The 21,348-nt window shown below is 72.8% G+C and carries 14 protein-coding genes; 6 read left to right on the forward strand and 8 right to left on the reverse strand.

Translation table 11 applies throughout. The features are described 5' to 3' along the window. Nucleotides 1-138 precede the first annotated feature (138 nt). The 3 genes from FHN55_RS06150 to FHN55_RS06160 form a co-directional block, all read right to left on the reverse strand. The gene (locus FHN55_RS06150; RefSeq protein WP_139711367.1) at nucleotides 139-1,350 is read right to left on the reverse strand and encodes a hypothetical protein; all 1,212 of its coding nucleotides are present in this window, start codon (nucleotides 1,348-1,350) and stop codon (nucleotides 139-141) included. A gap of 154 nt (nucleotides 1,351-1,504) precedes the next feature. Further along, entirely contained in the window at nucleotides 1,505-2,518 is a 1,014-nt protein-coding gene (locus FHN55_RS06155; protein WP_218974395.1) for an oxygenase MpaB family protein, read from the reverse strand. A 28-nt stretch (nucleotides 2,519-2,546) separates the two neighbouring features. Continuing rightward, entirely contained in the window at nucleotides 2,547-4,040 is a 1,494-nt protein-coding gene (locus tag FHN55_RS06160) for an HNH endonuclease signature motif containing protein (protein WP_139711369.1), read from the reverse strand. Between the two features lie 282 nt (nucleotides 4,041-4,322). Here FHN55_RS06160 and FHN55_RS06165 point away from each other — a divergent pair, with 282 nt between their 5' ends. Further along, complete coding sequence (locus FHN55_RS06165) at nucleotides 4,323-6,755, forward strand: bifunctional diguanylate cyclase/phosphodiesterase (RefSeq protein ID WP_139711370.1); 2,433 nt, start codon at nucleotides 4,323-4,325, stop codon at nucleotides 6,753-6,755. 12 nt (nucleotides 6,756-6,767) lie between these two features. Here FHN55_RS06165 and FHN55_RS06170 read toward each other — a convergent pair whose 3' ends face one another. Both FHN55_RS06170 and FHN55_RS06175 read right to left on the reverse strand, forming a co-directional pair. Continuing rightward, a complete protein-coding gene (locus tag FHN55_RS06170; protein ID WP_139711371.1) occupies nucleotides 6,768-7,328 on the reverse strand; it encodes a cell wall-binding repeat-containing protein in 561 nt (186 codons plus the stop codon). Further along, nucleotides 7,325-9,277, reverse strand: coding sequence for a diguanylate cyclase domain-containing protein (locus FHN55_RS06175; RefSeq protein WP_139711372.1), 1,953 nt, complete (start codon nucleotides 9,275-9,277; stop codon nucleotides 7,325-7,327). The genes FHN55_RS06170 and FHN55_RS06175 overlap by 4 nt, the downstream gene beginning before the upstream one ends. 239 nt (nucleotides 9,278-9,516) lie before the next feature. Here FHN55_RS06175 and FHN55_RS06180 point away from each other — a divergent pair, with 239 nt between their 5' ends. From FHN55_RS06180 to FHN55_RS06190, 3 genes are all read left to right on the forward strand, one after another. After that, on the forward strand, nucleotides 9,517-10,221 hold the full coding sequence (locus tag FHN55_RS06180) for a hypothetical protein (RefSeq protein WP_139711373.1): 705 nt from the start codon (nucleotides 9,517-9,519) through the stop codon (nucleotides 10,219-10,221). Nucleotides 10,222-10,365: 144 nt separating this feature from the next. Then, nucleotides 10,366-11,403 carry a MarR family transcriptional regulator gene (locus tag FHN55_RS06185; RefSeq protein WP_139711374.1) on the forward strand — a complete coding sequence of 346 codons (1,038 nt, stop codon included), beginning with the start codon at nucleotides 10,366-10,368 and terminating at the stop codon, nucleotides 11,401-11,403. Nucleotides 11,404-11,665: 262 nt separating this feature from the next. Continuing rightward, nucleotides 11,666-12,145, forward strand: a complete 480-nt coding sequence (locus FHN55_RS06190; protein WP_218974396.1) for a hypothetical protein — start codon at nucleotides 11,666-11,668, stop codon at nucleotides 12,143-12,145. Nucleotides 12,146-12,481: 336 nt separating this feature from the next. Here FHN55_RS06190 and FHN55_RS06195 read toward each other — a convergent pair whose 3' ends face one another. Both FHN55_RS06195 and FHN55_RS06200 read right to left on the reverse strand, forming a co-directional pair. After that, nucleotides 12,482-13,399, reverse strand: coding sequence for a tyrosine-type recombinase/integrase (locus tag FHN55_RS06195; protein WP_180357678.1), 918 nt, complete (start codon nucleotides 13,397-13,399; stop codon nucleotides 12,482-12,484). A 260-nt stretch (nucleotides 13,400-13,659) separates the two neighbouring features. After that, entirely contained in the window at nucleotides 13,660-14,625 is a 966-nt protein-coding gene (locus FHN55_RS06200) for a tyrosine-type recombinase/integrase (protein ID WP_180357679.1), read from the reverse strand. A gap of 239 nt (nucleotides 14,626-14,864) precedes the next feature. Between FHN55_RS06200 and FHN55_RS06205 the strand changes: the two genes are divergently transcribed. Then, nucleotides 14,865-17,123 (forward strand): cell wall-binding repeat-containing protein, encoded by a 2,259-nt coding sequence (locus FHN55_RS06205; protein WP_139711377.1) that lies wholly within the window; start codon nucleotides 14,865-14,867, stop codon nucleotides 17,121-17,123. A 312-nt stretch (nucleotides 17,124-17,435) separates the two neighbouring features. Then, nucleotides 17,436-17,921 (forward strand): DUF6919 domain-containing protein, encoded by a 486-nt coding sequence (locus FHN55_RS06210; RefSeq protein WP_139711378.1) that lies wholly within the window; start codon nucleotides 17,436-17,438, stop codon nucleotides 17,919-17,921. 100 nt (nucleotides 17,922-18,021) lie between these two features. Here the strand turns inward: FHN55_RS06210 and FHN55_RS06215 are convergent, their stop codons facing one another. Then, nucleotides 18,022-20,517 (reverse strand): cell wall-binding repeat-containing protein, encoded by a 2,496-nt coding sequence (locus tag FHN55_RS06215; protein WP_218974397.1) that lies wholly within the window; start codon nucleotides 20,515-20,517, stop codon nucleotides 18,022-18,024. Between the last annotated feature and the right edge of the window lie 831 nt (nucleotides 20,518-21,348).

The following is a 21,348-nucleotide window of genomic DNA, read 5'->3' on the forward strand; positions in this document are numbered from 1 at the left end:
TACGGCCGTGGCGCGCGGCGGCGGTGGCGCCGCGCGGGCGTCCCCGCGCCCCCGGAGTCCGGCCCCTCGCGGGAGTCCGTGGTCACTGGCCGGACGGTATCGCCCATCACGTCCCCCCGCAGGGCTTCGGCGCCCGCGTCAGCGGGCGACCTCGGCCGAGGACGTGCTGGACGCGGAGGGCGCGAAGTCCTCCCAGAAGTACTGCATGCGGCTGAACAGGCGGCGCTGCCCGCCGCGGTCCACCTGGAAGCACTGCTCCGGAGCGCCGGTGTTCGGGTCGAGGTCGCTGTGCCACAGCCAGCCGTACCAGCGGGCGTGCGCGCCGGAGCACGAGCCCCAGCCGAACGCCGTCCCCGTGGCCTGGTCGCTGACCGCCGCGGTCACCCGCACCCGCGGGTCGTCCGCGGCCGTGGCCCCCAGCTGCGGGCCCAGCCGCAGGTCGGTGGAGGCGAGCGCCTCGGCCACCGCGCGGTGGTCGGGGTGGGGGTAGCGGAACCCGGATGCGGAGACCTCGTCGTAGTAGGAGCCGACCACGCCGCGGCTCGGCAGCGAGGGGTCGATCCCCAGCCGGCTGCGGTTGTCGCGGACGGACTCCACCGCCCACACCGCCTCGTCGCGGGTGAGGTCGCGGTCGCCGAGGTCGAACACCACCAGCGCCCCGCGGCCGCCGTCGTCGGTCCACACGCGGGCGCTGCGGTTCCGGCTGGCGCAGGTGCCCGGCGCCGCGTCGACGCGGCACACCGGGGTGCTGCGGCCGGCGACGAGGCGGGAGACCTCACCGCGGTCGGTGAAGGAGGCGGGCACGGAGGCGTCGGTCGCGGCCATGTCGGAGAAGAACCCGCGCCAGGAGTCCAGCCGGGCCTGCTCGCACGAGGCGGTCCAGCGGCCCTGCGGCAGCGGCTCGGGGGCGGGCTCGGCGCCGCGGTCGTAGCCGGGCAGCTCGGGGTCGCAGTTCGACGACTCCTCGCCGTGCGTGAGGAGCACGAACACCTTGAAGAGGTCGGGGGTGCGCTCCACCTGCGACCAGACCTGGAACTCGTCGTCGGGGTGCGGGAGCACGGCGTACAGCACGCCCGTCACGCCGGCGGCCGTCTTCGGCGTGAACGCCGTGGCCGACGGTGACGAGGACGACGACGCCGAGGGCCCCGCGCTCGCCGTCCCCGAGCCCGAGGGGGTCGCCGTGGTAGAAGACGGGGAGGACGCCGGCGCGCCCGACGGCTCCGCCGTGGGCGTGCTCGTCACCGCCGCGGTGGGCGCCGGGGTGCTGGTGCTCGCCGACGCGGGCGCCGCGGCCGCGGGCGCTGCCGCCGTGAGCGCCGCCAGCAGCGCGACCGCACCGGCCGACAGCACGCGCGCGCTCCGGAGCCGGGCTGCGCGCACCCCACGATCTGGGGCGAGCGACGCCCTCGATCCGCGGAGGCGCGCCGGGGCGCCCCGGCACCGACCGGCGTCGACCCCGCACTGGGGTGCCCGAGTGCGCGTTCAGGGGGCGCCGAAGACGCACTCAGGTGCGCGAGTGCGGGCGGGGACGTCGGACCACCGCGGTCGCGGGGTGGCGGTGGTGCTCCCCCACGCCGAGGTCGTCGAGGGTGTAGCCGTCCGGGTAGGGCCCGAGCGGTGCTCCGGGGGTGAACCAGCCCGGGACCGAGGTGCCGCGGGTGCGGGAGAGCAGCCCCCGGCTCACGAGCGCCAGCCGGAAGGCGGTCCGCGTCGGTGCTCCCACGTGCGCCAGCCCGAGCGCGCTGCGGGCGGGCTCGTCGGTCAGCGCGGCGGCCAGCAGCCGCGAGACGGGACGCAGGGGGGCTGGCAGGTCGGAGGTCATGACGTCCCAGCTGGCCTCCAGCAGCGCCCTCCCCTCCGCGGTGGGGCGCAGGTGGGCGACCTCGTAGGCGCGGAAGAGGTCGGCGAGCTCCGCGTGCGTCTCGGGGATGCCGGTGATGCCCATGCGGGTGCCGACCTCGCGCCACCAGTCGGCGCACGCCTGGCGCTCGTCGTCGGTGAGCCGCCGCCAGCCGAGGGTGTCGATCGTCCGGGGGCCCAGCACCGCGAAGGTGCCGAGCACCCACAGGGAGTCGTCGTTGGGGATGCTCCAGCGGTGGTGCATGGCGTTGAGCCGCCGGACCACCTCCCGGCCCTGCGGGGAGTCGACGCCGTGGTGCACCAGCTCGTAGACGAACAGCGCGGTGTCCACGGCCCGCTCGGTGGCGGCGTGCTGCACGTGCCCGGTGTGGTGGAGCAGCCGCGCCACCCGCGGGGAGGCGTAGGTGCGCACGTAGGCCAAGGCGCTGGCCAGCCGGAACTCCAGGGTGAACTCCGCCACCACCCGCTGGTAGGTCGCCTCGGCGGCGGCGAGCCGCTCCGGCGCCAGCAGGGTGGGCAGCTCGCCGTCGGTCTCGCGCGGCCCCGCGCTGGCCCGCCCCTCCGCCACTGCAGCCCCCTCCGGCGCGGCCGCCCCCACGTCCGCCTCCGCGATCAGCATCGCCTCCTCCGGGCGCGCCGTCGAGGGCCGCCCCCTCACGGGGACGGCCCTGCGGCGCAGCACCAGGTCAGGAGGGACAGGGAGCGTCGGCCTGGGGTCCGGCCGAGCGCTGTGGCTCCGCAGAGGGCGGCGGCGGCGCCCAGGCCGCCCGCCCCGGCGGGTCCTCGAACTTCAACTGCCTCCCCCGCTCCCGTGCCGTCTCGCGGACGGCCCGCCGGGGGTTGACCAGCCACCGCCGCAGGTGGTCGACGGTCGCTGGCGGTCTTACCCGGGGCACCCCGTCCACCACGCGCACCTCCCACACGCCCATCCCCACCTGCAGGTGGTGGCGCGGGCAGAGCAGCACCCCGTTCTCGACGTCCGTCGGCCCTCCGGCCTGCCACTCCACCACGTGGTGGGCCTCCAGCCACGCGAGCTTCGCGTCGCAGCCGGGGATGACGCACCCGCCGTCCCGCGCGTACAGCGCGCGGCGCTGAGGCGGGGTGAAGCACCGCACGGACCGCCCGAGCGCCAGCACCGTCGCGCCAGCGCCCTCCGCGGAGAGCACCACCGCCTGCAGCACGCCTCGCGAGACCACGGTGCGCATCACGGCGGTGGGCAGCGGCCCGGTCTGCTCGCACACCGCGCGCCCGGCGCCCTCCAGCTCGCGCAGCTGGTCCCCGGTCACCGTCACCACGATGCGCGGCGGCTCCCCGCCGCGCGTGCTGCCGGGGTCGGACGCGGTCAGCGCGATGAGACCGAGGGCGTCGGCGCGCCGCTGGGACGCGGTCCGCTCGTCGCGCACGGTCTTCGTCAGCTGCGGCTCGGCGCCCCACGCCCCGGGCCTGACGTCGTCGTCGGCGATCTCCACCTCGGCGGTGGGAGCGGGCTTGCTGAAGTGGTCGATCGCGGCGAGGAACTGGGCTCCGTTGAGCGGGTCGAGGTTGCCGCGCACCGACACCCAGCCGTCCTCGTGCACCGTGTGCTCCAGGCCGCGCCTCTCGAGGGCGTCGGGGTCGAAGTCGCCGTCGGCGCGCTTCGGGTCCAGCACCTCGCGCAGCTCGCGGCAGAGCTGCACCGCCTGCTCGTGGGTGAGGCCGGGCAGGTCCTGCGCGAGGGTGCGGTCGAGCTCCGCCCCGCAGTTCCGGCGCACGGCCCGCGGCAGCACGCGCAGCAGGCGGGCGGCCACCTCGAAGACGTCGGTGGAGATGCGCCCGGCGGCGTGCAGGGCGGCGACCTCCGGCATCGGCGGCTGGTGGACGTCTCCGGCGCCGGTGGCCCGCGAGACCACCTCCAGGCGCTTCGCGGCGGCGGGGTCGTACCCGGCCGAGCCGGTGAGCAGCCCGACCGGGTTCGCCGCGCCCACCTCGTCGAGGTCGGACCGGGTGAAGGACGCCATGAGCTGCAGCACGGCGGCGTCGACCATGCGCCCGAGCACCACGGCCTCCTGCAGCGCCCCGGCCCGGTCCGCCGGGGCGAGCGTCCCCACCCAGCCGCAGGCCTCGACCACCTCGCGCAGGGCCGCCTGCGCGTCCGCGAGCGCGGCGCCGAGACGGCCGCTCGAGGGGGTGGTCGAGGTCATGTCCCAGACGCTAGGGATCACCACCGACAGCCGAACCACCGTGCAGAGTGCCTGCACAGAGGCATGATCAGCGCAACTCGAAGATCACGCGAACGGCCCATCGCGGAGCAGGGAGCGAGCAGCCGGCGACGGCAGCCGGCGACCCCGCTGCCGCCGCAGCACCACCCGGACGGGCGCTGCAGCGCGCCCCGCCCGCGACCGATGCCTCCGCTGCAGGACCGCGTGCTGGAGGGGCCGAACCACTGAGCCCCGCCGCCGCGGGATCGCTGGACGGGACGTGCGATGGGCGAGGGGTTCACCGGCTGGTGCCGGAAGGTCGCGGCAGGAGCCGGCCGCACGGCGCGCAGGCCCGCAGGGCTCGTGGAGCGCACGCGGTGGCTCTTCTGGCTGGCGGCGCTGGTGTCGCTGCTGATCGCCGTCCCCGGTGCCGTGCTGGAGCAGAGCGCCGCGGCCGTGGTGCTGGTCGCCGTGGCGTCGGCCGTCTGCTGCCTGGTCTGGTGCCGGCGCTACGTCCTGCGCCGCGCGCCGCTGCTCGGCGACCTCGTCGAGGCCGGCGCCGTCCTGCTCATGGCCGCCGCGGCGCCCACCCCGGCCATCGCCCTGGGGATCACCTTCTCGGCCGCCTGGCAGCGGGCGGTGTACGGCAGCACCTGGCGCGGCGTGCTGTGGGTCGTGCTCGTGGTGGCCGGTCTGGCCGCGGCGCTGCCGGTGTGGCCGGCGGTGCCCGGCCACACCGGGCGGGTGGCGGCCGCCCCCCTGCTGGGGTCGCTGCCGACGATGTTCCTGGTCTTCGCCGTGGCCCGTCACCTGGGAGGCAACCTCTTCGCCAGGGAGCGCGCCGGCCGCCAGCAGGACGCGCTGACCGCCCTGAGCCTGGGCCTGATGGGGGTCGTCGACCGGGAGCAGGCCTACGCGCTCGCCTGGCGGGCCACCGAGGCGCTGTGCGACGCGACGCCGGGGCTGCGCGCCCTGGCGGTGGGCCAGCACGGCCCCGACCTGCTGGTGGTGCGCTCCGCCGGCCGCTTCGCCTGCGTGCCCGACCACCTCGCGGCCCCCGGCGGAGCGGTCGTGGCCGGTGGCAGCGCGGCGGTGGAGGGGGACGGGGTGGACTGGTCGGCTCCGGTCACCGACGGGCTGCTGGCGCAGCTCGAGGGGTCCGTCGGCGCACGGCTCGCGTGGACGGCCCACCGGCTCCCGGAGGTGCCCGACGGCTGGATGCTCGTGGGGGCGCCGCAGAGCGTGCCCGCCGACGTCCAGGCCGCGGTGTGGAGCATCAACCGCCAGGTCGCCCTGGCGGCCCGCAACGCCGACGCCCGCGCCGAGCTGGTCGCCGCGGCCCGGACCGACTCCCTGACCGACCTGCCCAACCGCACGGCCTTCGCCCACGCCCTGTCGGAGGCGGTGGGCGGCGGTGAGGCCGTCGCCGTCCTCTTCTGCGACCTCGACGACTTCAAGGTGGTCAACGACGGGATGGGGCACGAGGCGGGGGACGACGTGCTGCGGGAGGTGGCCGCGAGGCTGCGGGTCGCCACGCGCACCGAGGACCTGTGCGCCCGGCTCGGCGGTGACGAGTTCGCCGTCCTGCTGCGCGCCCGCCCCGCAGAAGAGCCCGGGTCCGCACCCGACGACCTCCTCGCGTCGGCGCTGTCCGTCGCGCAGCGCCTCCAGCAGGACCTGCGACAGCCCGTCAGGACCGGCGACCGCTGGGCCTCCGTCGCGGTGAGCATCGGCATCGCCACCGGCCAGGGCCCCGCCGCCGGTGAGTCGGTGGTGCGGCACGCCGACGTGGCCATGTACGCCGCCAAGGCCCGTTCCGGGCAGGGGGTGCAGGTATTCGGGGAGGAGCTGCTGGAGGAGCTGGACGACGTCGGGCTCATCGCGGAGCTGCGCACCGCCGCCGTGTCCAGCCAGCTCCGCGTGCACTACCAGCCGGTCGTCAGCCTCCGGCCGGGCAGCGAGGGCCGCTGCGAGGCCGTCGAGGCGCTGGTCCGCTGGCAGCACCCCGTGCGAGGGCTGCTCGGGGCGGGGCAGTTCGTGCCGCTGGCGGAGCGCTGCGGCGCCATCGACCAGGTCGGCGCCTTCGTCCTCGACCGGGCCTGCCGCGACGCGGCGCTGTGGCAGCTCCCCGGGCGGCCGGTGGAGGTGCACGTCAACGTCTCACCGCTGCAGCTCGGCCACGCGGGCTTCCCGGCCGTCGTCGCGTGGGCGCTGGCCCGCTCCGGCCTGGACCCCCACCTGCTGGTGCTGGAGGTCACCGAGAGCGCAGTGGCCGACGGCGCGGCGCAGCGGCAGGTGCTGCTGGAGGTCCGCCGCCTCGGGGTGCAGGTGGCCCTGGACGACTTCGGCACGGGCTACTCCTCCCTGGCCACCCTGCGCGCGCTGCCGGTCGACGTCCTCAAGATCGACCGCAGCTTCGTCACCGGCTGCCAGGAGCCCCAGAGCAGCGCGCTGCTGAAGGCCGTCGTCGGGCTCGCCGAGGGCCTGGGCCTGCGCACCGTGGCGGAGGGCGTCGAGACCACCGACGAGCTGGAGCACCTGCGCTCCCTCGGCGTCGGCGCGGTGCAGGGCTACCTGCTGCAGCGGCCCGCGCCCGTCGAGGAGCTCACCGCGTGGCTCCCCACCGGTCGTCGCGACGACGTCCCCTCCCCGCGGCGCCCGACCGCCGCGGCGCCGCCCTCCGAGGAGATGACGACGACGACGGCGGCCGCGCGGTGAGGTGACCCCGGGTCAGAGGCCCTTGGCCTGCCGCACCCGCTCGGACAGCTCCGCGAGCGCGTCGGCGGTCCGGTAGCGGTCGTAGCCCTTCACGAGGGCCACCACGGTGTGCTGGGTGCCGGTGCGGGCCCTCAGCTCCCCGTCCAGCGCAGCCACGAGCCCGTCGTCGAAGGCGGCCTCCCCCACCAGGAGGTAGCGCACCTCCCTCTTGTCCCTGGCCAGCCGGTTCGACTGGTAGTAGCCCGGGTGCGTCGACGCGCTGGCTCCACCGCCACCGGCCAGCAGCACGGGCGCGCCGAGGGCCGCCGCCAGCGGTGCGGCGGCGAGGGAGTCCACCACGTGGCGGTCGGCCCCGCTGGCGACGATCGCGTACTCGACGCCGGGGTCCACCACGACGCGGCCGTCGTCGGGGTTGAAGAACGCGCCGCTCACCGGAGCCAGCACCTCGTGGAAGTCGTTCTCCGGCCGCTGGGAGGTGCTCGCGACGGCGGTCGAGGCGGAGGTGGCGGCCAGCAGCGCGGCGCACAGCGCACCGCCCGCGAGGGCCGACCGGGTGCGGCGAGGGAGGATCACCGGGCCGAGGGTGGCAGAGCCTCCAGCGCCGCGTCCGGGGAACCACCCAGCTCGTCGGAGGCGCTCGCGGCGCGGTCACGCCCGCCGTCCTTCGCCCGGTACAGGGCCCGGTCAGCGGCTCCCACGAGGTCCGTCGCCGATGCCGCTGCCGTCGGCAGCGCGCTCGCGGCGGCACCGATGCTCAGGGAGACGCTGCCGCCGGCCGGGTGCGGCAGCGCCGCCGCGCGGACCCGGGCCAGAACCCGCTCGGCCACCTGCAGGGCGCTGCTCGAGCCGGTGCCGGGCAGCAGCACGGCGAACTCCTCGCCGCCGTACCGCGCCACCACGTCACCGGCACGCACCGCGTCGGCGATGCAGGCGGCGACCGCCCGCAGGCAGGCGTCCCCGGCGAGGTGCCCGGCGGTGTCGTTGTAGGCCTTGAAGCGGTCGACGTCGCACATGAGCACCGCCAGGGGCTCGTGCGTCGACGCGTGCTGCGCCCAGAGCCGCTGGAGCGCCTCGTCGAACGCCACGCGGTTGGCCACGCCCGTGAGCCCGTCGGCGAGCAGCGCGGCCCTCAGCCGGCGGTTGGCCTCCTGCAGCTCGGCCGTGCGCGCGGCCACCTGGCGCTCCAGCCCGGCGGCGTGCTCGGTGAGCTGGCGCGTGCGGGAGATGGCCGCGAGGGCGCTGGACAGCCCCTGCTGCAGCGCCTGGCCCGTCCAGCGGTCGAGCGCGGACTGGCCGTACAGGAGCACGCCGCTCTCCTCCTCGCCGTGCACGAGCAGGTGCACCACGAGCGTGCCCCGGTCCAGCTCCGCGCGGGACCCGGGAGGCAGCAGCTCCTCCGGGCGGTAGGCCGCGGTGTCGAGGGCGTCGCGCCCGGAGCCCCCGCCGGCGTGCAGCAGCTCGGCGGAGCCGTGCGCGGTGAGCGCCACGAAGAACCTGTCGACGGTGGTGCGCGGGAGCACCGCCGCCAGCCCGTCGCCCAGCTCGGAGCCGCTGGCGGCGCTGAGGAGGGTCTGGTTGAGCGCCAGCAGCCCCCGCGTGCGCAGCAGCTCCTCCTGGAGGCGCTCGAGCTCGCTCGGGGCGGCCGGCCCCGGGACCGGCGGCGCGGCGGGCACCTGTCCCGCCTCGGCGCTGGACGCCCGCAGCACCAGCCGGGACCTGCTCTTGGTGCGCTGCGGGACCGGCCGGCCCGCCAGCAGGTCCAGGAGCACGTGCGCCGCCGCCCGGCCCTGCTCGGCCAGCGGCTGCACGCAGCTGCTCAGCGGCGGGTGGGCGTTCGCCGCGGCGGCGGTGTCGTCGAAGCCCACCACGGCCACGTCCTGCGGCACGCGCAGGCCGCGCACCCGCAGCGCGTCGAGGGCGCCGACGGCCATCTCGTCGTTGGCCGCGAAGACGGCGTCCGGCGGGGCGTGGCCCGCCGCGGCCAGCTGGTCGAGCAGCGCCGACGTGCGCCGGTAGGCGGTCTCGCGGGAGAAGTCGGCGCGCAGCACCGCCAGGGACTGCGGCGGGATCCCGAGCTCGGCCACCGCGGCGACGAAGGCGTGCTCGCGCTCGTCGCTGTCCGGGTTGCCGCGGGGGCCTGCGAGGTGGAGGAACCGGCGCCGGCCGCTGCCCACCAGGTGGTGGGCCACCTCGGCGGCGCTGGCGGCGTTGTCGCACCCGACGTCGGGGGCTCCGCGGCCGGTGCCGCCCAGCGTGACGGCGGGCAGGCCCCTCATCTGCCGGAGCACCTCGTCGGTGCAGAGCTCGCCCGTCGCCGGGTCGACCAGCGCGGTCAGCGCCACGGCGTCCACGGTCCCGGCCTCGGCGAGTCGGTGCAGCCACGCCCAGCCGTGCTCGGCGGCCGCGGGGGGCAGCACGAGCAGCAGCAGCGACCCGCCCCGGGCGTGGACCACCTCCGCGACGCCCTCGGCCACGGACAGCACGTAGTCCTCCAGCCGGTTCACCACCAGGCCGATCCGCATCCGTCCCCCAACGCCATCGTCGTGCACTCCATCGGCGTCCACGGCCGTGCGCTTGAGCCCGCGGGGAGGACGACGACGGCCGCGCTGGCGCACCACCGACCCGAGAGTTCTAGGCAGTCTCGCGGGAGGTACTACTAAAATCCTGGGGAGGAGCGGGGCGGCGAAGGAGCCGTCGTCTCGCAGGACGACGTGCGCGCGCCAGGCAGTGGCCGGCGCGACGGGAGCAGGAGCGACCTGCAGTGCCAGCAGCAGACGCGCTCGCAGCGCTGGCCGCGGCGGCCGTGCACGGCCACGGCGACGCCCAGCGGCGGGCGGCCCTGGAGCTGACGCGGTGCAGCCGCGACCCCGAGGCCTTCCTGTGGTGGTGGCTCTGGCTCGCCTCGACAACTCCGGCGGTGGCCGCACCGCTGGTGGAGGAGCTCCCCCGCGGGCTCGTCCTGCTCTGCCGGGGCGTCCCAGCGGCCGTCGACGCGATGACCACCGCCGACGACGACGTCACGGGCAGCGCCTGGGTGGACGTGCGCAGCGCGGTCCTGCGGCGCCTCGACCCGCAGGACCCGGGCAGCTGCGACCTCGCCACCCTGGTCGCCTGCTCCCCCGGCACGCACCCCGAGGTGCTGGCCGCCGCCCTGGCGCTCCTGGGCGACGCCGGCCACCCCAGCCGCGGGGCGCTGCTGCGCGCAGCGCAGGACTCCCTGGAGCGCGCGGTCCACGCCCCGGGCCGCGACGGCGCGGGGCGGCCGGACGTCGACGACGTCGTCGTCGCCGCCACGATCCTCGCCGGGCTCGCACCGGCCCAGGACGAGCAGCAGCGCCAGCTCAGCGCGCGCTGCGCCCAGCTCCTGGAGGAGTGCACAGCCCCGGCCGGAGGTGCCGGCGACCGTCCCGACCGGGGCCGGCAGGCGCACTGGGTGGGCTCGGTGCTGGCCCGGCTGCGCGCCTGAGTCGAGCGTCGCCGACGACGTCGACGGCGGGACCATCGTGATGTCGCGGTGGTGGAGCCCGGGTGGTGTCTGGCCGCGGCGGTCGCAGCCATCCGTTCGACGTTCGGTATTGACCGAACACCGAACACTCGTCATCCTGCTCCCGTGCCCCGCTGGCAGTCGGACTCCCCCGCCGTCGAGCACCTCATCGACGCCCTGCACGACCTGGGGATCAAAACGGCTCCGGCCAGCGACCCTGACCTGGGCTTCGACGTCGTAGTCCAGCCGGGAGACGTGCGCGTGCAGGTCAAACACCGCTCCCTGGTCGACGGCGCGGCCGCCGAACGCCTGGTCGCCAACCACCGCGCCGCAGGTGGCGCCGTGCTCGTCGTCGTGGGCGACCGCATCACCCGGGACGCCCGCCAGACCCTGTCGCGGGCTCGAGCCGGGTACCTCGACCTCCGCGGTCACCTCAGTCTCAGAGCAGACCAGCTGGTGCTGGACACCGACGTCAGTCCCGTGCAGCAGGAGCGGGTGGACCACCGCCCCCTCGCGGGCCGGGCGGGTCTCGACGTCGCCGTCCACCTGCTCATGCACCCCGACGCGGTGCCCGTCCGGCGCCTCGCGCAGGACCTCGATCGCTCCCCCAGCACCGTCTCGGTCGTCCTCAAGGGCCTGCGAGCACTGGGGCTCGTGGATGAGCACTCGAAGCCCGACGCGCGAGCCCTCTTCCAGGAGGTGGCGGCCAGCTGGCGAGCGCACTCGCACTCCACACGGATCACCCACCTGCCCGACCCAGACCCCCGCGGACGGTGGTCGAAGCCGCTGCAGATCAACGCGTCCGACACCGATCGCCACAGCGGCTGGGCGCTCACCGGGAACGCCGCGGCTGCCGAGCTCGGCGCGCCGGTCGCGGTGCGCGAGGACGACCCGCTCGACTTCTACGTGCCCAGCGCCGCCGTCGCACGCCGAGCGGAGAAGGTCTTCGGGGTGGCCGTGCCGGCATCCCGCGCGCAGTGCACGATCCGCGTAGCCCCGGTGGACGCAGCGTGCAGCCGCCGGGTCGCTCCTCCAGCGCGGCCGTCGTCCTGGCCGCTTGCGCATCCGCTGTTCGTCGCCCTGGAGCTCGCACAGGACGGGGGCCGAGGCCGCGAGGTGCTGGAGAGCTGGACGCCGGACGCGCGGTGGGTTCGTGTCTGGTGATGCCGTCGCCTTCATCGGCGACGGCATGGCCGCTGTCGTGCGGGCCGTCAGTGAGGTCGAACGCCTCGCGGGTCAGCGGCCGGTGGTCGTGGGCGGGCTGGCCGTCCTGTGCCGTTTGACGCAGCCGTACAGGGCCACGACCGACCTCGACGTGGTGGACAGGCCAGTTGACGCCACGCCGCTCCTGGAGGTGCTCCGGCGTGCGCCGGAGACGCGCACGGAGGTCCCGGAGGCGGTCTGGCTCCCCACACCGCTCGGCGACGTGAAGGTCGACGTCCTCACAGTCCGCCAGATCGAGATCGACCGGCCGAGCGATGACGCGGGCGACCGCCTCTTCGCCTCGTCGCACGCATGGGCGCACGACTCGGCCACGCCTGTCGCCGTCAGCGCTGTGCAGGCAGACGGCACTCTCGTCACAGCCCGCACGCTCGTCGCGACGCCTGGTCCCCTCGTCGCCATGAAGCTCCAGGCGGCGACCGACCGCGGCGCCGCCAAGCAGGGCACCGACCTCCAGGACGTCGTCCGGCTCGTCCTCGATCCGGACCTGAGCAGCACGCTGCTCGACCAGCTCGCCGGATGCCCCGACCAGCTGGCGGCCGACATCAGCCTCCACGCCGAGGGGTGGTTCGTGCGGAACCGCTCGACGACGCTTCGGCGCATCCACGCCACCGCCGGTGAGGACGTCACCGCCGACGACCTCGCGCTGACCGCCGAGCTGGTCATCGATGCCTGCAACCGGTGACGGGCCCTCGGCGCCGGTGGGCGGGACGTCGCGGCGCAGGGACGTCGAGGCGGCCCGAGTCCGTCAGCGGGGGCGGGGAGCGCGGTCGACGAGGGCTGAGCGCTGGCTCACCTCGTTCAGGTACCAACTCATGACCTCGGCGTAGGCGTGCGGGAGCGCGATCGTCCGTCGCTTGCACCCCTTGCTGGGCACCGTCAGCTCGTGGTGCGCCAGGTCGGCGCCACAGCCCCGCGGCGTCGGCAGCTGCGCGTAGCGCCGTGCCAGGAGGGCAGCGGTGGCACAGCGGTCGACGCCGACCACGGCGGCGGCCGCACGGACGCCCGACCGGGCGCCCCGTCAGCCGAACGCCCTGTCCACCCCGGCGAGCAGGTCGTCGCGGATGAGGTGGAGGTAGACCGACGTCGTCGTGATGCTGGAGTGCCCCAGCAGCTGCTGGACGACGGCGACGTCCACGCCCTGCCGCAGCAGGTGCGTCGCGTAGGTGTGACGCCAGCGGTGCGGCAGGTGCGGTCCGTCCACGTCCGCCTCGACGCCGTAGCGGGCGGTCATCCGCTTGAGGGTCTGGCCGTCGGTGGCACCGCGGAACCGCCCACGGAGCTCGGCGCGGGGGTTGGCGAAGAGCATCTCCGACGCCGGCAGGCGCGGCCGGACGTCCGCGAGGTACCACTCCATGACGGCCACGTACGCGCGGGGCAGCGGTACCACCCGGCGCTTGCGGCCCTTGCCCACGACCGTCAGCTCGCGGCGGCCCAGGTCGAGGTCGCCGAGCCCCGCGTCGACGAGCTCGCCCCGACGGACGCCCGTGTAGCGCAGCGTCGCCATGACGGCGTAGTCGAACTGCCCCTTCTTGGTGCCGCCGTCGGCGTTTCGCCGCGCCGCCTCCAGGATCGCCTCGGCCTCCGCGTCCGAGTAGTCACGACGCGGAGCCGGTCGGGCCCTCGGCGGGCGCACCCGCTCCAGGGGCGTGGGGCCGTCGTAGCCGTGGTGGCGCAGGTAGCGGTAGAAGGCGTGCACGGCGTACCAGCGCATCTGCAGCGTCGACTCCGCCATCCCGCGCTCGCGCTCGTGCTTCAGGAAGGCGCTGAGCGCGGTGGCGCTGATGTCACCGTGCAGCGCGGCCTGCGCGCATTCGGGCGGGAGGAAGGCGAGCAGCAGCGCGAAGTGGGACGTGTAGTTGTGGATGGTGGCGGGCCGCAGGCGCTCGTAGTCCTCGAGGTGGGCCGCGAAGTCGGCCAGGACGTCGAGCCGGCTCACCCCCTCCGCCCTCGGCCTGCCGCACCGCGCTCGTGGTGGCGCCTTCCCGTTCCGCGCATCCGTCAGACCCCGTCCGTGTCGAAGCGACCGCGGCACCGGCCGGGTCGAGAGCCCGACCGTGCCGCGTTCACCGACCAGGGCGCAGCGCACCCGCGGACACCTGTGGACGACGCAGCGCGCAGCCGTGCCTGTGGGCGCACGACGACGCGCGCCGGTCGGCAGGCGCTCACCAGCGCCCGCCGGCCGGCGCGAGGAGCCGGTCAGGTCGCGCGGCGGGCAGCCGCCCGCCGCGCCCGCACCGGGGTGGGCGGGCCGAACGCCTGGTCCACGCCGGCCAGCAGGTCGTCGCGCACGAGGTGCAGGTAGATCGACGTGGTCGTGATGCTGGAGTGCCCCAGCAGCTTCTGGACGACGGCGACGTCCACGCCTCGCCGCAGCAGGTGCGTGGCGTACGTGTGCCGCCACCGGTGGGGCAGGTGGGGCCCCGGCACGGCGGCGTCCTCGCCGTAGCGGACCACCATGCGCTTGAGCGTCTGGCCGTCGGTGGCTCCGCGGAACCGGCCGTCGAGGTTGGCCCTCGGGTTGGCGAAGAGCAGCTCCGACGGGGGCAGGTGCGGCCTCACCTCGGCGAGGTACCACTCCATGATCTCGACGTAGGCGTGCGGCAGCGGGATGGTCCGCCGCTTGCGGCCCTTGCCGAGCACCGTCAGCTCGCGGTGCGCGAGGTCGAGGTCCTTGAGGCGGGCGTCGATGAGCTCGCCCCGGCGCACGCCGGTGTAGCGGAACGTCGCCATGACGGCGTAGTCGAACTGCCCCTTCTTGGTGCCGCCGTCGGCGCTGTGGCGCGCCGCGGCGAGGATCGCCTCGGCCTCGGCCGCGGAGTAGTCGCGCCGCGGGACCGGTCGGGCCCGCGGCGGGCGCACCTGGTCCAGCGGTGACGGTCCGTCGTACCCGCGGTGGCGCAGGAAGCGGTAGAAGGCGTGCAGGGCGTACCAGCGCATCTGCAGCGTCGACTCCGCGAGGCCCCGCTCTCGCTCGGAGCGGAGGAAGGCGCTGAAGCGCTCTGCGGGGATGCTCCCCTTGGCGGCGCGCTTGGCCTCGGCAGGCGCGAGGTAGTTCAGGAACAACGACACGTAGGTCGTGTAGTTGTGGATCGTGGTCGGCTGCAGCCGCTCGTAGTCGGCGAGGTAGGAGGAGAAGTCCTCCACGACCGGGAAACGGATCACGAGGGCGATCTTGTTCGATGGAGATCGCTCAGTCAGCACGAGATCACTCAAATGTCCCACAAAGATCGGACTCCTTGGATCAAGGCCCGATGCGCCATTTGCGATCTTTCTCGGCAAAAGGTCATCAAGGTCGCGCTGGTCCGCCCGGGCCCATGTTCTGACCCCTCGGCAGCTCCAGCTCCGACCCTCCAAAACGCTCTGACCTGCACAGACGCGCGCCGTTTGCGCCTCTGAGCACTGTGAACATCTGGCTGGTCGGTGGCGAGAAGGTCATCCCGGCCTCCGTCGAGACCGCCATCAAGGGCGACGGCTACACCGTCACCCGCATCAACGGCTCCGACCGCTACGAGACCGCCAAGCTGATCAGCGAGGCCGGCATCAAGCTCTCCGGCAAGAAGCCCTCCAAGGTCTTCGTCGCCTCGGGCACCTCCTTCGCGGACGCCCTGGCCGTCTCCCCCATCGCCTTCGCCAAGGGCTACTCCATCGCCCTGACCGAGAAGGACTCCACCTCGCAGTACACCAAGGACCAGCTCGGCGCCATCGGCACCGACAACAAGATCCTGGTCGGTGGCGAGGCCGTCGTGTCCAAGAAGGTCCAGGCCGACCTGTCCATCAAGGACGACATGCGCGTGGCCGGTGCGGACCGCGCCGTCACCGCCAACCTGGTCTCTGACTGGGCCAAGAAGTCCGAGGGCTTCAACCCCGCCAACGCCGCCCTCGTGGGTGGCACCAACGGCAACGGCGCTGACTCCCTCGTCGCCGCACCGCTCGGTGGCAAGTCCTTCACCACGCTGCACTTCGCCGGCTGGGACGCCACCTACGTGTACCTCAAGGACCACGCTGCTGAGCTGACCGGCAAGGGCTTCGTCTTCGGTGGCAAGGCTGCCGTCTCCGAGGGTCAGGTCGCGGACGCTCAGAAGGCTGCGCAGACCGTTAACGCCAACCAGGTCATCAAGGTGGACGCGACCGATGCGGCCGTTCTCCCGGTCAGCACCTCTGCTACGGACAACAAGGGATCTCGGGAGTACACGGCCTCTGGGCTGGACAGCAACAAGAAGTACAACATCGCGCTCCTGCCCACGGCCAACGTGAAGAAGGCCGCCGATGGCACCATCACCTTTGCCGACTCGACTGGCGACCTGGTCGCTGACGGTACGCAGTCAGGTGCGGTGACGACCGCCAAGCTGGAGGTCATCAACGGGGTTTCTGCCAACGCCACTCGCTCGGTCGGCATCGTTCCCATCGACGGCAAGGTGAACTTCACTGTCGACAGCCAGGGTTACGACGATGTCGTGCCGGTCATCTGGCTGGACAACAGCGACGCGGCGCTGAACTCGGGCAGCCTCGACCTGCTTGCGCCGACCTCGACGAACACGGACCCCAAGGCTGCTGTTGAGTCGATCGGCGTCGGTGGAGCAATTAGCTGGAAGCCGGCTGAGGCCACCGCCGACGTCACCGGCGGCACCGTGCTTGCGGTCGACGCCGAGAGCAAGTACCTCGTCATCTCCGACAATGGTGGTACGCCTGTCATTCGCACCTTCAACCTGAAGGACGGGGACCTGTACAAGTACACGGACTCCACCCCGACGGTTCAGGACACGTCGGCCAGCAACTTCAAGGCTGCCGTCTCGGTCGGCGACACGGTGACGACCGCCTACAGCAGCAACTTCAAGTCCACCTTCACGCTGGTCACCGACAAGCCGGCTACGGCGACAAACCTCGCCGTTGCCGAGATCGGCAACCTCGACAACAACTCCACGAGCAACTTCGACGTGAAGTTCTCGTGGAAGGCGCCTGCACCGGCCCTTGGTCTGATCAAGGACTACTCGGTGACCGTGTACGAGACGGACAGCAAGGGAAAGATCACCACTACCCCTGTCGGGACCGCGCACACGAGTGCCGCGGGGGAGCTGACGGTCCGGGCTGACAACCTGGCGAACGGGAAGTACGCCGCTCGCATCGTGACCAACTCTCAGCAGGGTGGCGTCAGCACGGCGAGCGACCCGGTGTACTTCACCGTGCAGAAGGGCAACGCTGACGCTACGGCGCCGACGGTTCGCAACGCGTTCTTCACCAAGGTTGCGACTGGCGCGGGTGCGGTGGCCGGTGACTTCCAGGCCACCGACAAGATCACCCTGCAGTTCAGCGAGTCCATCCCCGCTTCGGCCGTCGCTACTGGCCAGGTCATCCGGTTCAAGGACGCTGACGGCGAGCTCTACCAGGTGGCCATCGGCGCAGGTGCAGGTGCGGGCGTCCAGGCGACCGCGGCGCGTGCGAGCTGGACCCCGACCGGCGGTAGCGCCATCGCGGATGGCCAGGTCGTGCTCACGCTGACCGACGTGCCGCAGAAGGTCGGCTCGGGCTCTGGTACGCCGACGGCTGGTGCCCAGCACCCGGCCACCATCACCGCCTTCTCCACCGCGTGGGCTGACGCAGCTGGCAACAAGGTGGACCTTGCTGGCAGCGCGGACCTGGTGATCGACGTTCCGCTCCCGTGATCTATGTGAAGTGATTGCTGGACATTGACTCCGGGCAGTTGAGAGCAGTCACTTAGCGAGAGACGGGTTCATCAGAGAAGAACGGGTCGGGACCTCCGGGTCCCGGCCCGTTCTGCTTTGTGCAGACGGTCTGGACGCAATAAGAGGCAACGCCCTAGAACACCGAGCAACGTGGTTGCTGCCGAGCGTCGAGGCTCCGCCACGCGCTGCTCTCGACGAGCTAGCCGCTCTCAGGCCTGCCGCCTCCAGCTGACTTCACAGCCCACCAACATCGCCTCAACAATTTCGACTTCCTGTGACACCTTGGACGCCGTGGGCCTCACCATCGACCGGCGGCAGTGGCGGGGCGCCGACTCCCTCGCCGCGATCGGGGAGCTGACCGCGCGGTGGCTGGAGGGGGACCTCGCCTACCAGCCGGAGGACTTCGCCACCGAGGCCGCCCCCGAGACGCGCCCGCTGGTCCCCGTCCTGGCCGCCTTCAACCGCGCGGACTACGTGACGACGAACTCCCAGCCCGGCGTCGTGCTGCGGGCCGGGTCGGGGCAGCGGGCCTTCGTGACCGGGTACTGCGGGGAGCTGTCGATGCGGCGGCTGGAGCGGGCGGTGGCGAACACCCACCTGGTGCCCCTGTCATTCAAGCCCGGTGACGACGAGGTCGAGCCGGTCGCCGTGACGATGCGGGACGCGGTGGAGACGACGTGGCTGGGCCGGCCGGTCTCCGCGGACTACATCAGGCAGGCGTGGGATCGGGATGTCGCGCCGATGGGGGTGGCGGCGTTGCTGGCTGCTCTTATCTAAAGTAGAGGTCTGGGTGGAAGTGGAAGAACGGGCCGGGACTTAGAGTCCCGGCCCGTTCTTCGTGCGCTCAAGAATGGGGACTAAGCCCCAAGCCTCAGCTTCAGTTGGTGGTGTCGCGCAGGAGAGCGTTGGACGAGGTCGGGTCCACCAGGGAACCCGAGGGACCCGCAATACCAGTGGAGTCCGTCAGGACCAGCGTGGCTCCACCGAAAGCGGCCGAACCCGTTCCGCCCAGGAGCGGCGCGGCGAGCAGCTTCACCGTCAGAACCGTTCCGGCAGCCTGGGAAACGCCATCCACGACCTCGGTCGAGGTGTTGACGCTGAAGCTCGCCGAACCGGCAGCCGTGGCGTCGGAAGCCGCCGCCGTCAGCGTGACGATGTTCGGGCTGGTGCCGAAGACCAGGCTCGCACCGTTCACAGGCTGAGTCAGCGGCGCGCTCACGATGACCTTGATCGTGTCACCCTTGCTGAGGTTGTTGACGTCCGAAGCGTTGGACGTCGTGTAGAGGCGCTTCAGCTCGGGAGCCGTTGCGGGCGTCGTCACGACAACGTTGTGGGACACCTCCGTCGACTCGGCGGTCGCCGTACCAGCGAAGCCCGGGGTGATGTACTTGAGCTGGTACTTGTAGGTGCCGTCCGCAAGCGTCTCGGTGAACTTCACCTCGTCCAGCGACGCCACGGTTCCGCCGGTCAGCTTCGTGTAGGAGCCGGTGACGCCACCGACCACCGACGCGCGGTAGAGCTCGATGACCGTGCCGTTCGGGGTGACCTGGGCCTGCGGGGTGTAGGTAACGGTCACCTTGCCGCCGACCGAGTCGACAGCCGGGTCGGCCGCGGTGCCCACCACGTTCGTGTTGATGGTGAAGGTGCTGCGGTCGTCGGCGGTGGAGCCGTTGACGTAGCGCGTTGCCGCGATCGTGTCGCCGACACCCAGGATCGACTGGAACTGGGCCTTCGTGATGGTGGTGGCGCCCAGCTTGTAGGTGTCCACGTCGCGCATCACAAACTGACCGGTGTTGCCGGCCACCGCGAAGCCGGTCGATCCGTAAAGTGCGGTCACTGCACCGGTCGTGATGTTGCCGGTGGCGGCCTCGGCCGGGGGAGCCGCGACAGGCGCCTTGAAGGTGACCTGACCGCCCACACCAGCGAGCTGGGTGGTCGCCTTGCCTGCGAGGTTGACTGCGAGCTTGCCGGAGACGCCGGTGTTCTCGAAGATGACCGGAACGACCTTGGTGCCGGTGGCAGTGCGGGACTTCACGCGGAAGCTGAAGGTCGAGCCACTCGGCGTGAAGGTGGTGGTGACCGCCTCGGTGATCCCGACGCCGTTCTTCTGGTCGATGGCCACGTCCGTGACAGCCGGGGTCAGCGTCAGAGACGCGTACCGGTTACCTGTAGCGCCCGTGGTGTCGAGGTCGAACATGGAGTTGTCGACCTGCGCAGGGTCCACGAGGGCGACGAAGTACTCGGTCCCCGCCTTGAGGCCGGACACGGAGTAGGTGCGGCTGCCCTGGGTGGAGACCACGGTGTCGTCGCTAGTGATGGCGAGGGCCCCCACCGGAGCCACGAACTGAGCAGCACTCTGGGCCGCGCTGACCTGCCCCTCGGACACGGCGGCCTTGCCGCCGAAGACGAAGCCCTTGCCGGTCAGCTCCGCAGCGTGGTCCTTGAAGTAGACCGAGGTGGCATCCCAGCCGGCGAAGTGCAGCGTCGTGTAGGACTTGCCCAGCAGCGCCGAGGCGACCAGGGAGTCAGCGCCGTTGCCGTTGGTGCCACCGACGAGGGCGGCGTTGGCGGGGTTGAAGCCCTCGGACTTCTTGGCCCAGTCGCTGATGAGGTTGGCGGTCACGGCGCGGTCAGCACCGGCGACGCGGGCGTCGGACTTGATGGACAGGTCGGCAGCGACCTTGTCGGACACCACAGCGGTGCCGCCGACGAGGACCTTGCTGTCCGTGCCGATGTTGCCGAGCTCCTTCTTGGAGAAGTCGGACGTCGAGTCCTTCTCCGTCAGGATGATCGGGTAACCCTTGACAAAGGCCACCGGAGAAACCGCGAGAGCGTCAGCGAAAGAAGTGCCGGAAGCCACGAAGACCTTGGAGGGCTTCTTGCCGGAGAGCTTGATGCCGGCCTCGGCGATCAGCGCCGCGGTCTCGTAGCGGTCCGAGCCGTTGATGCGGGTGACGGAGTAGCCGTCGCCCTTGATGGCGGTCTCGACAGAAGTCGGGATAACCTTCTCGCCACCGACCAGCCAGATGTTCTTGGCGCCGAGGCGCTTGATCTCGGCCTTGGTCGCGTCGTCGGCGCCCTTGTCGCTCACGTAGAGGATTGGGGCGTTGGCGACACCGGCGAGGTAGGAGGCGGTAAGGCCGTCCACCGTGGCGTAGCCGTTGACGAGGATGACGTTGTCGGCCTTGTCGAAAGCGGCCTTGGAGGCGGCGATCGCCGTGGCGTAGCGGTCGTCACCGGCGATGCGGGTGTCGAACTTGAAGTTGGCGTCAGCAGAAGCGGCACCGGCGAGGGCGATGGCGCCACCACCGAGGCAGACCGCGAGAGCGAGCGTCCCCGCGGCGGTGCGCTTCGCCATGTTGCGAGCAGACATGTGAATGTCCTCCATGGAATGAACGGAAGGGGACGCTGGGCCCCCGGGCCTGGGAAGGACCCGGGGTTCCGGGTCTTCCAGATCCGCCGTCCGGCGGATCCGGACATTACGGACTGTGTTTCTTCCTCACCTCTCGGTGACGACAAGGAAGAAGTTAGCCCGGCGCCTGCCCCAGACGTGGGATTTCCAAACATGGCGCGTGTCGGCGTGTCGCAGCGCAGCCTCACGGGCCGCTGACCTGCGGTTTCGCCGAACCACATCGTTGTGGTCCGCGCGTGTCGCGGCGGCGTCGCCGTGGTGGATCCGCCTCCCGGGAGCCGGAGGAAGCTCCCCCGATCGGCGTACGTGAACAGTGCCCTAACGCGACACGCCATGCGTCGCGACACGCCCCAATCGACTCGGAAAACTTGTTGCGCCCCGCTCGTCACGCGAGTCACAGGAACGGCGAAATCGGTGAATGTCGACCCAGAACCGGACAAAGCGGCGCGCTGTGGCTGTGACTTTGCCCGGACTTGCCTGGCTCGCCCCTCGGAACGAGACCTCCGCGCCCGTTTCGTCACTCTCCGTCACAGGAACGGTGCCCGTGAGGCCTCTCGAAGCGCGGGCGATCGCGCGGCGCCACCGCACGACACCGGTGCACGGCGCGGCACATCCGCTCCGCCACGCTGCGTCCACCACGGAGCGGGGCCGCCGCGTTCTCGGGCACACCTGCGCCAGGCGCCGGTTCGGGTGTGTCGCGCCTCCTGCGACAGCGGCCAGCCCGGGCAGCGACCGACCTCTCCTGCGTCAGCACCGACACCCGCGCCCGCACGCACGCACCCACCCACCCAC

The sequence above is a fragment of the Streptomyces sp. NP160 genome, assembly GCF_006335115.1.
In the GTDB taxonomy this organism is placed as follows: domain Bacteria; phylum Actinomycetota; class Actinomycetes; order Actinomycetales; family Quadrisphaeraceae; genus Quadrisphaera.

Excerpts from the sequence above, each read along its gene's own strand:
- FHN55_RS06160 (WP_139711369.1), bottom strand. The coding sequence starts at position 4,040 with ATGACCTCGACCACCCCCTCGAGCGGCCGTCTCGGCGCCGCGCTCGCG.
- FHN55_RS06165 (WP_139711370.1), top strand. The coding sequence starts at position 4,323 with ATGGGCGAGGGGTTCACCGGCTGGTGCCGGAAGGTCGCGGCAGGAGCC.
- FHN55_RS06175 (WP_139711372.1), bottom strand. The coding sequence starts at position 9,277 with ATGCGGATCGGCCTGGTGGTGAACCGGCTGGAGGACTACGTGCTGTCC.
- FHN55_RS06215 (WP_218974397.1), bottom strand. The coding sequence starts at position 20,517 with ATGTCTGCTCGCAACATGGCGAAGCGCACCGCCGCGGGGACGCTCGCT.